We start from the raw sequence: 12688 nt of genomic DNA, 5'->3' as shown, positions 1-12688 counted from the left end.
TAGCTAGGAGTATAACCATGAGAACGACAGGCGTGCTGTCGCTCGCGCTGGCGTTATCGCTGCTCGCGGGCGCGGCCATGGGCTGCAGCAACGATAATGACGGCGCCGGGCCTTCCTCTGGCACGAAGACGGGCGGAAGGGAGCCGGTCGGCAAGCTTACGGTGCTCACGAACCGTACCGATCTCGTCGACGACGGGACGATGGACAAGTACGCCGCCGAGTTCAAGCTGCGCTATCCCGGCGCGGAGGTCGCGTTCGAGGCGCTGACGAACTACGCGACGGACGCCCAGATCCGGTTGACGACGGGCGAAGCGGGCGACGTGCTGCTCATCCCGGGCAACATCCCGAACAGCGAGCTGCCCAACTACTTCGAGCCGTTGCCGGACGCGATGTTCGACGACATGTATTTCGGCGACCAGATGGCCTACAAGGGCAAGCGTTACGGATTAGCGACCGGCGTCAGCACGCAGGGCATTATCTATAACAAGCGGGCGTTCGCCGAAGCGGGCGTCGGCCGGGTTCCGCGGACGCTCGACGAGTTGTACGCGGCCGCGGGCAAGCTGAAGGCGGCTGGCATCACGCCGATCTATATGAACTTCGGCGCCCAATGGCCGATGAAGTCCTGGGGCGAGGACAGCGTCTGGTTCACGAGCGGGAACGCGGACTATTTGTCCGAGATGGTCGGGCAGGACGCGCCGTGGCAGCCGGGCAACGAGTGGGGCCGAATGATCGGCATCGCGAGAACGCTCGTCGGGAGAGGATACGTCGAACGGGATCTCGCGACGAATAATTGGGAATCGTCGAAGAGCGACGTCGCTTCCGGCAAGGCGGCCATGTATTACCTCGGCAACTGGGTCATTCCGCAGCTCGTCGACGCGGGCGCGAAACCGGAGGATATCGGTTTCTTCCCGATGCCGTACGACAATAGCGGCAAGCTGAACGCGCCGCTCGGGCCGGACTGAATGATCGGCGTCAGCAAGTCGAGCAAGAACAAGGCGCTCGCGATCGCATGGCTAGACTTCTTCGTGAAGGAATCCGGCTACGTCGAATCGTCGGGCTTCATTCCGGTCGACAAGAAGAAGCAGCCGACGCTCCCGCAGCTGGAGGAATTCATGTCCTACGGTCCGACGTTCGTCGAGAGCGCGGCGGTCGACCCGAGCTTCGGGCGGATCGCCAACAAGGCGGAGATCGACTTCTATACGGGAGGCTATATTCAGTCGCTCGTGACGGCGAAGGATCTTCGGCAGGCGTTCTCCGATTTGAACGCGAGATGGAAGCAAGGCAAGCAAGCCGTCGACTAACGGCGGCGGATAATGGGTAATCTATGTGAGGCGATCGGCGCGGCTGGCGAGCTGCGACGGCGCCTCTTTTTTCTTCGGGGCGTGACATGGGAATTGACGAGTTAGGGAGGTGATAACGCAACAGCACCTAACAATACGCGCTCACCCGCATTTTGTAAACTAATTTTATTTAATTGTTATCATAATGCGAGACAATAAAAACAAAATAAAAGCATTTTCATTGGCAACGAAAAAATTTATATTTACAAATGTAAGCGATGTCAACGGTTCGGCCTCGCCGAGCAGGACTCGCAAAAATCGAAATATGGGGGTATACAGAACATGAAAAAAGCAATCGCACTTGCATCCGTTCTGACGTTGTCCGCCGGCATGCTGGCCGCTTGCGGCAGCAATAACAACGACAACGAAGGCGCTTCTCCATCCGCATCCGCACCGGCATCGTCCGAGGCGGCTAACCCAAGCGCATCCGCACCGGCCGAAGCTTTGACCGGCAAACTCGTCGTACTTACGCACCGTACCGACCTCGTCGACGACGGCACGATGGACAAATACGCGGAAGCATTCAAAGCCAAATACGCTCCTGACGCGGAAATCGAATTCGAAGCGATGACGAACTACGCGAACGATATCAAAGTCCGCCTGACGACCGGCGAAGCCGGCGACGTCAACATGATGGACTCCAGCTTGCCGAACAGCGAGCTCTCCAACTACTACGAGCCGCTTCCGGACGCCATGAAAGAAAACGTATGGTTCTCGGACTACAGAGCGCAAGACGGCAAAAGCTACGGCCTGCCGACCGGCGTGAACACGCAAGGCATCGTGTACAACAAGCAAGCGTTCGCCAAAGCGGGCATCGACAAAGTGCCTACGACGCTCGACGAATTCTACGCGGCGGCTCAAAAGCTCGAAGACGCGGGCATCGTCCCTCTCTACATGAACTACGGCGCGCAATGGCCGATCGGCAACTGGGCGGAGAACTCCGTCAAGTACGTCGCCGGCGACATGAAGTACTTCGACAAGTTCGTATCCTCCGACACGGTATGGACCGTAGACAGCCCATGGGGCACGCTGATGAACATCGCCCGCAAGTTCGTATCGGAAGGTTGGACGGAGAAAGACCTCGCGACGAACAACTGGGAAATGTCCAAAGGCGAAGTTGCATCCGGCAAGGCCGCGATGTACTTCCTCGGCAACTGGGTAATCCCGCAAGTCATCGGCGCGGGCGCTAAATCCGAAGACATCGGCTTCTTCCCGCTCCCTTACGACAACAGCGGCAAGGTGAACGCTCCGCTCGGTCCGGACTACTTCATCGGCGTCAGCAAAAACAGCGAGAGCAAAGACCTCGCGTTCAAATGGGTCGAGTTCTTCGTGAAAGAATCCGGCTACGTGGACGCTCAAGGCTTCATGCCGGTCGACAAAACGCAGGAAGCGAAAGTGCCGCAACTGGCCGAGTTCCAATCGTACAACCCGACGCTGCTCGAAGACCAAGCGACGGATCCGAAGTGGAACGAAATCGCGAACAAAGCGGAAATCGACCTCGGCGTAGGCAAATACACGCAAGACGCGATCGTCGCGAAAGACCTTGCGAAGTATTACGACGAGCTGAACGCGAAATGGAAAAAAGCAAGAGAAGCGCTAGGCTACTAATAGAATCGATGAATCACGAAAAACCTCGCGGGCTCCGCGAGGTTTTTTTTGCGCAAATGGGTAGGTGTGGCGACTAACGTTATGACACAGCGCTAAACCGTTGAACTCGCGCCGACTCGCCAATTAACGCTATGAGGCAGCGCTAAACCGCTGAACTCGCATCGACTCGCCGATTAACGCTATGAGACAGCGCTAAATCGGCGAACTCGCACCAACTCGCACCCAATCGACTCGCGCGTCGGTAATATTTTCTTCCAAATGAAGGAATGCTGAAGAGGTAAGTTCGACTATTCCCTCGAAACGAGATACGAAAGGTGTGGCCCCCGAATGAAGCGAATTGTCCCGAGCTTGCTCCTAGGCGCAGCAGGCTTCCTCCTTATCCTCGGCAACGACGCTGCCGCCGCGAGCGCGGCGCCGGCGAAGCAGATCGCGATCGTCATCGACGACTTCGGCAACGGGATGAAGGGGACGGAGCAGATGCTCGACCTCCCGGTCAAAATCACGGTAGCGGTCATGCCGTTCCTGCCGACGACGAAGCAGGACGCGGAAGCCGCCTATCGCAAAGGCCACGACGTCATCGTGCACCTTCCGATGGAGCCGATGCGCGGCAAGCGCAGCTGGCTCGGTCCGGGATCGATTACGACCGACTTGTCCGACGAAGAGATCAAGAAGCGCGTGGAAGCGGCGATCGACGACGTGCCTCACGCGATCGGCATGAACAACCATATGGGCTCCAAGGCGACGTCCGACGAGCGCGTCATGAGAGTCGTGCTCCAAGTGTGCAAAGATCGAGGGCTGTTCTTCCTCGACAGCCGGACGTCTTACCGGACCGTCGTTCCGAAGGTCGCGACCGCGCTAGGCGTGCCGACGCTCCACAATAACGTCTTCCTCGACGACGTCTACACGCAGCATCACGTCTCCCGCCAGATCGTCGAGGTCCGCAAGTATCTCAAGGACCACGAGCGCTGCGTCGTCATCGGCCACGTCGGACCTCCGGGCATAATTACGTCCGGCACGCTTAAGAGCGCGATACCGGGTCTAAGCAGCGAAGCGACGTTCATACCGATCTCGGCCATGCTCTCCACTCCGCCGGCTCCGGTTCACGGAGACAAGCTCAAGTAAGCGATGATGCCGCCGGCGATCGCGGACGCGATCCGCGTCTGTCCTGGGGACGACGTCAGCATGGCGCGATCTTCCGGATCGCTCAGAAACGCGGTCTCGACGATGACGCTCGGCGCTTGGACGCGGTTCAATAAGTAAAATTTGCTCGCGACCTCCGGCAACCGGTGCCGATTCTGCTGCTTGTTCAGGCTGCTCTGGATGAGCGCGGCCAGCAGGGCGCTGTGCCCCTCTTCTTGGTGAATAACGAGGGGGCCGCGCTTGTTGCCTCTCGGCGACCAATTCACGTGGACGCTGACGAACAGATCGGCGATGATCTCGTCGGACAGTCCGCGGCGCTGGGTGAGGTCCCTGCGATGCCGGGAGCGCGACAGATGCCACCGGTTGTCGTCGCTTAGCGCATAGTCGCCCGTTCGGTTCAAGATGACGACGAGTCCTTTGCTTCGCAGCAGCAGATAGAGCTTGCGCGTGATGGCGAGGTTGATGTCCTTCTCCATAATGTCGCCCCAGTGGGTACCGCCGTCGATGCCGCCGTGGCCCGCGTCGATCAACACGTCGGCCGTCGGCAAGGCGCGCCGGATATCGGGCGTCTCGGCATGGGCCGGTTCCCCGGGAACGGCTGGGATACCGCCGGCTTCCGGCGTGCGCCATCCGACGAGCAAGAGGAGCGCGCATCCGGCGATCAGCATTCGAATCATAAGCAGTCGTCTCCGTTCGCATGTAAGTTCACCCTTTTATCGTGGCTTACTTGCTACGCGCTCATGCAATGCCGTGCCGGTGGCCGCATTCGCCAAATCGAACCAGCCGGACTACCGTTTGACGAGGTCGGAAAGCGGGCATGCTAGTACCCGAGGAGGCGATCCATTATGAGCGACAGCACCGATTACGTGAAATACGTGACCGAGAAATTCGTAGGCTACTTGGACAAATCGCCGGAAGCGGTCGAGAGCAGGCAGGAGAAGAAACAGCATCGCGAGCATTGGGCGACCCGCTGGTTCGGCGTCGTTCCGCTGGGCGTCAGCATGTGGTGGGGCAACTTCGATTCCCGCCGCAACAAAAACCGCGCCGAAGCGCGGTCCGTTAATCCGCCGAACTAATGAGCTAACGATAGAACAGTCCATCTTGCAATAGCGTGCCGAGCGGGATGAATCGTTCACCATGCATGTCGAGCGCCACGTCGACCCGTCCGCTGGCCCAGCGCTGATAGCCTATTACGGATAGCGCGTACAGCATCGTGTTGCCCAGCGGTTCCGTTACATATCTCAGGTGCTTCCGTTGATCGAGACGCGCCTGAAGCTTGGAGACCTCTTTCGCCGGGAAAGGGGTCTCTTGCATGAGCCACGGGATGCGCTCGTACACGTCGAACGTTTCGTTCAGCTTGGCGCGGCTGATCTTGTCGGCATCGGCGATCGTCGCCAGCGCCTTGTATTCGGTCGGGAACAGCTTCGGAAAGTTACCTTCGTCCAGCGGGAGCAGCTCCGCCGTCTTGGCATCAAGCCAATACGTATCGCCGCCGATCGTCACTTCCCACGCGGCCGCGAACGGATGAACGTATATTTTGCGTACGGCGGCGGGCATCGGAAGATCCGACGTCAGCAGACCGCCGTTCTCGAGCGATTGCTTCAATAGCTCGTAAGAGAACAGCGGATAAGGGCCGAGCCCGTACTCGCCGAGCTTGAACGTGCCGTCCAGCGCGGCGTTCACGACCATATAGCCGATATTCTTGCCTTCCTTCGTGAACAGGACGAGCCAGCTGTGCGTGCCCGGACCGAGCGCTTCGATCTGGGGATCGGCGCCGTGCCAAGCGGCGAACGGCTTCTGCTTCGAGAGGGCGCCTACCCAATCCGCGACTTGCCGTTCGAGCTTGGACGGCATCTTCGCAGGGGCTGCCGGATCTTCGGCGCGCGCGGGGGCCGCGGAAAACGCGGTCTCCGGAACGACCGCAAGGAGCAACAGGGCAGCCAATAGGATCAATCGTATTCGTATTCGCATCACGTACGCACCTCCTTGCGGATAGCGGTTTAATGGCTTCATTGTGCTTCATTGTAACGGACAAGCCGCGCCGAAGCTGTTGAATCGTGTCAGCGCGGCGCCGTGCCGATGGGGCTATTTTTGCGCGCGAGCGCTTAGTGGATACCGGGCAGGTGGAAAATTCCGCAATTAATCGTCGACAACGTCACTCTCGGCCGGTACTGCCAGTCGATCTCGGCTTTGCGCTGCTCGAACCGGCTCTGAAGCGCCTGCCGCTGTTCCTCCTCTTCGGCTTGCGCGAGCAGCGGCTCGTAGTAATGCCCGATACGCGCGAGCTCGTCCTGGCGGCGCTCTTCGGCCTCGGCGGCCCATGAGAAGTCGGCGTTCTTCAGCTTGCGCTCCATCGCCGTCTCGAGCTGGGACATGCCCTTGCGCAGCGACAGCCCGTTGCGCAACAGATGAATGTTGGCGGGCAGGCGCGGCGTCAGCTTGCGTCCCTTCAGCCGGTCCATGAACTTGTCGTCGACGATGCCGGTCGCGAGAGAGATGCCGTAGCTGTGCAGCTCCTCCCGGCGCATGTCGCAGGCGAAGCTGACTTTGAAGTTGGCGCCGAGCCAGGCGGTATACGGCTGCGAGCCGAACGGGTCGAGGCCGCCGCGGGCGGGCTCCTCGAACAGCGTGACGTTGCGCCCGCCTTGGCGGACGACGTCGAACAGTTGCTGCAGCCTCCGCGAGCCGAAGTAGACGCCTTCCTGCACGATTCGGCCCGACGGCGTCATCAGGTAGGACAGCGGCGACGATTGGCCGTCCTGCGCGGAAGGCGGCTCGAACGACCAGCCGTACGTCAGCGTCTCGGGCGGCGTGCCCGTGCGGTCGACGAAGCTCCAATAGAACGGACGGTTCGTCAGCGCGCGGTCCGCTTCGGGCGACAGCTTGACGGTAATGCGGCCCGGGGCCTTCTCAACGATCTGGCAGTCCATCGATTCGACGTAGGACATGACGAACTTCTGCACTTGTTTCGTATTCATCGCGGTTTCTCCTTGCCGTCCTTGCCTGTCTGCTTGGTCGCGAGCAGCGCGTCGCCGAAGCCGTCGATCCGTTTGCGCAGCTCCTCGCCGCTCTCCGATTCGAGCACGATCTGGGCGATCCGGCGCTCGAGCGGTTCTTCCTTCTCCAACTGTTGAATGATCTCGTCGAGCTCTCCGATGACCATCTCGAACATGTTGATTTTCTCATGGAGCAGGTGCACGATATGCTCTTCGATTGTGCCAAGCGTGCATAGGTTGAAGATGCGAACGTCCTCGGATTGTCCGAGCCGATGGACGCGGCCGATCCGCTGCTCGACCCTCATCGGGTTCCACGGCAAGTCGAAGTTAATGATATGGTGGCAGAACTGCAGATTGATGCCTTCGCCGCCGGCTTCGGTCGCGACCATCACTTGGGCGCGCCTGCGGAACAAGTCCATCATCCAGTCTTTCTTCCCGCGGTTCATGCCGCCGCGGTAAGGTACGGCGGACAGGTCGTGATCCTTGAAAAACTTCAACAAGTAATCCTGCGTCGCGCGGTATTCCGTGAACACGATGACCTTGTCGTCGATGCTCCGAATCAGCTCTAGCGTCTTGTCGGCTTTCGTGTTCGATTTGATGCCCTTGATGACGTCGACGAGTTCGCGGATATTCCGGCCGAGAGGAGAATCCTCTCCCATCTTCTTCACCATATTGAACAGCGTAAGGAACACGGCGTCCCGACTCGAGCACACTTCGCGCTGCAGCGTAACGAGCGACAGCATGCTCGTCAGGTCCATGCCCGTCTCGCCTCTGGCGTGCTTGCGGACGTAATCCGTGACGGCCTCGTATAGCGCCATCTCTTCCGGCGACAGGCGAAGCGGTACGTTCGTGACGTGCCGCTCCGTGAAATGCACGCCGCCGTCGCTGCGGCGGTTGCGAATCATTACTTGGCTGAGCGCGGCATGGAGCTTGTCCTCGTTCTTCGGCACGCGGCGGTCGAGCACGAAGTTCGACGCGAAGTCGCCTTCGCCGCCGAGCTGGCCCGGCTTCAGCAGGGTAATGAGGTTATATAACTCGGATAAGTCGTTCTGAACCGGCGTAGCTGTGAGCAGCAAGCAATACTTCTTGCGGAGCCCGCCCACGAACTGATAGTTGCCGGTTCGCTTGTTCTTCAGCTTGTGCGCCTCGTCGATGATGAGCAGGTCGAACTCGGCGTCGAGCAGCATCGCCCGGTGCGGGTCGCGCTTGGCGGTGTCCATGGAAGCGACGACGACGTCGTTGTTCCAGGAGTAATCCTTCTTCTGGGCGACGGCGGGAATATCGAACTTGCCGTTCAGTTCGCGAACCCATTGCAGCACCAACGAAGCGGGGACGAGGATGAGCGCCCGCTTGACGAGTCCGCGGATCAAGTATTCTTTCAATATTAGTCCGGCTTCGATCGTCTTGCCGAGGCCGACCTCGTCGGCGAGAATGGCGCGGCCGCGCATCTCGTGCAATACTTTGCGCGCGGTCTCTACTTGGTGAGGGAGCGGTTCGAACCGGGGGAGCAGCTTCGTGCACTGCAACGCGTGGAAGTCGGTCACGAGCTCCGTCTCTTCCGCCTCCAGCGCCATCTGGTACATCGTCCAATCGTCCCACGGCCCGTTCCGTTGGACGCGGCGGTCCAGCTCCTCGAAGGCGCCTCGGTCGATATGGAGATCGACGAGCGGATGGAGCTTCCGGGGATGGGGGTCGACGAACGCCGTGGCGGCGCCTAACGGCGCGGCGGGAGCCGGTCCGGCGTCCGCTTGCTCTTCGGTCCCGGAGACGCCCAAGCGACTAGATTCGATCGTTTCCTCGGTATAATTCGCTTCCAAGGCAGGCTCGGACGATTGCAAGGAACATTCCTCCTAAGGTGCCGCGTAACGCAGGCGGATGGCAGTCAATCCTTAGTATGGTCTTTCGTCCCTTATTCAAAACAAAGGAGTTCTCGATTCATGAGCAATGTCCTATGGAAATACCATATGTGGTATAATATAATGGTTAATGAACACAATATATTGACGATTGTACATATGCGAATCGGGTTGCGAGCTTTGTCTTACGCTATTATCGACTACTTTTCGGAGAGGGTGCACCGGAATTGGGAAACGCGAAGACGAACGACCGGTTGGAAGGATTGAGCGAGAAAATCTTCTTGGATCGGTACGCGAGGAAAAACGCCGATCCGAGCCATGCGCAAGTTGGCGACGTCGTCCTCGTGCTGACGAAGGACGATCCGAAGTTTCCCGCCAAGGACGTAGGGGAAGTCGTAAGCCGGGACGGAGACAACGTTACCGTCAAGCTGCGCAACGGGGAGCTCGTTCAGTCCACGGTCGAGAAGCTGACGTTATCGATCGAGAAGACGCCGGAAGAGATGTGGACCCGCCTCGCCGGCGCGATGTCGCGCGTCGAGTCGACGCCGGAGAAGCAGCGGGAATGGGCAGATAAGTTCCGCTGGGTTCTCGACGACTGGAAGCTCGTGCCGGGCGGCCGGATCGCGGCCGGCGCTGACGCGAGCGACGAGCTGACGCTGTTCAACTGCTACGTGATCCCGTCTCCGCGGGACAGTCGCGGCGGCATCATGGAGACGCTGACCGAGATGACCGAGATCATGGCTCGCGGCGGCGGCGTGGGCATCAACCTGAGCTCGCTGCGTCCGCGCCGGGCCATCGTCAAAGGCGTGAACGGCACGTCCAGCGGCGCCGTGTCGTGGGGCGGCTTGTTCAGCTATACGACGGGGTTGATCGAGCAGGGTGGTTCAAGGCGAGGCGCCTTAATGATGATGATCAACGACTGGCATCCGGACGTGCTCGACTTCATCACGGTCAAGCAGACGATGGGCCAAGTGACGAACGCGAACTTGTCCGTCTGCGTCAGCAACGGCTTCATGAAAGCCGTCAAGGAAGACTTGGAGTGGGATCTCGTCTTCCCGGATACCAAGGATCCGGCATACAACGAGCTGTGGGACGGCGACCTGGACAAGTGGAGAAGTCAAGGCAAGAACGTCGTTCACTACCGCACCGTTCGCGCGCGCGACGTCTGGAAGACGATTATCGAGAGCGCGTGGAAGTCGGCCGAACCGGGCGTCGTCTTCATGGAATACTACAATCAGATGTCCAACAGCTGGTACTTCAACCCGATCATCTGCACGAACCCGTGCTTCCACCCGGATACCCGAATCACGACCGAATTCGGCTTGATTCGCATAGAAGATTTGTATAAGAAGATGGGAAGCGAATCGTTCTATGTCGGTACGGATGCCCGATTGGCGGAACAGGCCCGCGTCGTCGGCGGGCGTTCCTACGAGGTACCCGGCGTGCATATGCGATCCGCCACCGTTTATCCGACAGGCGTCAAACCGACGGTCACCGTTGCCCTGCGCAACGGGATGGAACTCAAAGTAACGGCCGATCATCGTATCTATACGAACAACGGCTGGAAGGAAGCGCAGTATCTCACGGAGGAAGATGCCGTATACGTTCAATCCGGCGAAGGAAGATTCGCCGATACGGACGAACTCGGCGAACAATGGGGAGCGTCGTTAGGTTTGCGTTTAAATCGCGATCCCGAGAAAGAGGTGCCGGAAGCGATATTTACGGCATCCAAGGCCACGGTTACGGCATTCTTGCAAGGACTCTTCAGCGCGGACGGGACGGTATACGACAAAGACGCGATGCATCGCACCGTACGATTAGGCTCAACGTCGAAGAAGTTATTGCAAGGCGTTCAGCTGTTGCTGCTGAATTACGGCATTCATGGTTCCATCTACGCACGTGCCAAGAGCAATCAGGCGCTGTTCGAGTATACGACCGCGGACGGCGAGCACCGTACGTATGAAAGCCAACCGTTCTTCGAGCTGATTTTGTCCGGCAACAACATCGTCGTATTCAAGGAAGAGATCGGCTTCAAGTACGTCCATCGGAAGCAAGAGGCATTGGAGAGAATTACGCGTGTTTCCCGCAAATCGGAGAAGTTCATCTCCAAAGTCGCAAGCGTTACGCCGGGCGAAACGATTACGGTATATGACATCACGGAGCCGATGACCCATTCGTTGATCGCAAGCGGACTCGTCGTGCACAACTGCGGCGAGCAAGGACTGCCGGCTTGGGGCGTATGCAACCTGTCCGCGATCAACCTGTCCAAGTTCTACGACGAGGAGAAGCATGACGTCGCTTGGGACGAATTGGCCAAGGTCGTCCGTTATTCGACGCGCTTCTTGGACAACGTCATCGATACGACGCCTTACCACTTCCCGGAGAACGAGCGCAACCAGAAGAACGAGCGCCGCATCGGACTCGGCACGATGGGGCTGGCCGAATTGATGATCCGCTTGGAAGTCCGCTACGGAAGTCCGGAGAGCCTCGCGTTCCTCGACAAGCTGTACGGCTTCATGGCTCGAGAAGCTTACCTCGCATCCACGGAGATCGCGGCGGAGAAGGGCTCGTTCGAAGCATTCGAAGCGGAGCCGTTCCTGCAATCCGGCTTCATGAAGAACATGGTCGAGACGTATCCGGAAGTCGGCGAAGCGGTGAAGAAGCGCGGCATGCGCAACGTTACGGTCATCACCCAGGCGCCTACGGGCTCCACGGGCACGATGGTCGGCACGTCCACCGGCATCGAGCCGTACTTCGCGTTCGAATTCTTCCGCCAGAGCCGTCTCGGCTTCGATAAGCAATTGGTGCCGATCGCGCAGGAGTGGAAGGGCGCGCATCCGGGCGAAGAGCTTCCGGATTGGTTCGTTACGGCGATGGATCTGTCCGCGAAGGACCATATCCGCGCGCAAGCCGCGATCCAGCGTTGGGTCGACAGCTCGATCTCGAAGACGGCGAATTGCCCGGCGGACTTCACGGTGGAAGAGACCGCCGAGCTGTACGAGCTCGCGTTCGAGCTCGGCTGCAAGGGCGTCACGATCTACCGCGACGGCAGCCGCGACGTGCAAGTACTGAGCACGGCGAAGGACGAGAATAAAGCCGAAGCTCCTGCAGCCGAAGCCCCGACCGCGGCGACGCCTGCGGAAGCGGCATCGGCGAACGCCCTCGGCGCGTCGCTGAACGTATCCGTCACGCCGGCGCAGCGGCAGACGTTCGATAAGCAATACAAGTCCCGTCCGAAGGTGCTTCGAGGCGCGACGTATAAGTACAACACGCCGTTCGGCATGGCTTATATCACGGTCAACGACATCGACGGCACGCCGGGCGAGATCTTCCTCAACGTCGGCAAAGCCGGCTCCGACGTGTTCGCGATGGCGGAAGCGCTCGGCCGCGTCTGCTCGCTGTTCCTCCGGTACGGCGACCACGGCGACAAGGTTCAGTTGCTCGTGAAGCATCTCAAGGGCATCGGCGGTTCCGGCGCGGTCGGCTTCGGCCCGAATCGCGTGGAATCGATTGCCGACGCGGTGGCCAAAGCGCTCGAGCAACACGCTGGAATGCCGGATGAGCATGCGGCTGTATACGAGACATCCGCTTCGTCTGAGCCGTACAATGCATTGGCCGACAAGCCGAAGAGCGCGAGCGCGTACACGTCGAAGGACTTGTGCCCTTCCTGCGGCTCGGCGTCGCTGCTGAACGTCGAGGGGTGCAAGACTTGCGGAAATTGCGGGTATAGCAAGTGTAACTAAGATAA

The 12688-nt window shown here is 59.5% G+C and carries 10 protein-coding genes; 6 read left to right on the top strand and 4 right to left on the bottom strand.

The features are described from left to right. Positions 1–17 precede the first annotated feature (17 nt). From ACFQZG_RS04700 to ACFQZG_RS04685, 4 genes are all read left to right on the top strand, one after another. Entirely contained in the window at positions 18–962 is a 945-nt protein-coding gene (locus tag ACFQZG_RS04700) for an ABC transporter substrate-binding protein (protein WP_378150363.1), read from the top strand. Continuing rightward, on the top strand, positions 963–1301 hold the full coding sequence (locus ACFQZG_RS04695) for a hypothetical protein (protein WP_378150362.1): 339 nt from the start codon (positions 963–965) through the stop codon (positions 1299–1301). Positions 1302–1622: 321 nt separating this feature from the next. Next, positions 1623–2948: an ABC transporter substrate-binding protein gene (locus ACFQZG_RS04690; RefSeq protein ID WP_378150360.1), complete on the top strand. Its 1326-nt coding sequence runs from the start codon at positions 1623–1625 to the stop codon at positions 2946–2948. A 327-nt stretch (positions 2949–3275) separates the two neighbouring features. After that, positions 3276–4070, top strand: coding sequence for a divergent polysaccharide deacetylase family protein (locus ACFQZG_RS04685; protein ID WP_378150359.1), 795 nt, complete (start codon positions 3276–3278; stop codon positions 4068–4070). Here ACFQZG_RS04685 and ACFQZG_RS04680 read toward each other — a convergent pair. Continuing rightward, positions 4049–4765: an N-acetylmuramoyl-L-alanine amidase family protein gene (locus ACFQZG_RS04680; RefSeq protein WP_378150358.1), complete on the bottom strand. Its 717-nt coding sequence runs from the start codon at positions 4763–4765 to the stop codon at positions 4049–4051. The two genes, ACFQZG_RS04685 and ACFQZG_RS04680, sit on opposite strands and share 22 nt — an antisense overlap. A 168-nt stretch (positions 4766–4933) precedes the next feature. Between ACFQZG_RS04680 and ACFQZG_RS04675 the strand changes: the two genes are divergently transcribed. Further along, on the top strand, positions 4934–5164 hold the full coding sequence (locus tag ACFQZG_RS04675; protein WP_378150357.1) for a YqzE family protein: 231 nt from the start codon (positions 4934–4936) through the stop codon (positions 5162–5164). Positions 5165–5168: 4 nt separating this feature from the next. Here the strand turns inward: ACFQZG_RS04675 and ACFQZG_RS04670 are convergent, their stop codons facing one another. The 3 genes from ACFQZG_RS04670 to ACFQZG_RS04660 all read right to left on the bottom strand — a co-directional run bounded on the left by ACFQZG_RS04670 (position 5169) and on the right by ACFQZG_RS04660 (position 8736). Beyond that, positions 5169–6062, bottom strand: a complete 894-nt coding sequence (locus ACFQZG_RS04670) for a hypothetical protein (protein ID WP_378150355.1) — start codon at positions 6060–6062, stop codon at positions 5169–5171. A 131-nt stretch (positions 6063–6193) separates the two neighbouring features. After that, entirely contained in the window at positions 6194–7066 is an 873-nt protein-coding gene (locus ACFQZG_RS04665; protein WP_378150354.1) for a YqhG family protein, read from the bottom strand. Then, a complete protein-coding gene (locus ACFQZG_RS04660) occupies positions 7063–8736 on the bottom strand; it encodes a DEAD/DEAH box helicase (protein ID WP_378150442.1) in 1674 nt (557 codons plus the stop codon). Before ACFQZG_RS04660 ends, ACFQZG_RS04665 begins: the two co-directional genes overlap by 4 nt. Positions 8737–9167: 431 nt before the next feature. Between ACFQZG_RS04660 and ACFQZG_RS04655 the strand changes: the two genes are divergently transcribed. Beyond that, positions 9168–12683 (top strand): LAGLIDADG family homing endonuclease, encoded by a 3516-nt coding sequence (locus tag ACFQZG_RS04655; protein ID WP_378150353.1) that lies wholly within the window; start codon positions 9168–9170, stop codon positions 12681–12683. Positions 12684–12688 lie beyond the last annotated feature (5 nt).

It is taken from the genome of Cohnella sp. GCM10027633 (assembly GCF_042675445.1).
Lineage (GTDB): Bacteria > Bacillota > Bacilli > Paenibacillales > Paenibacillaceae > Cohnella.
This window is presented reverse-complemented; position numbering and strand designations above follow the sequence as displayed.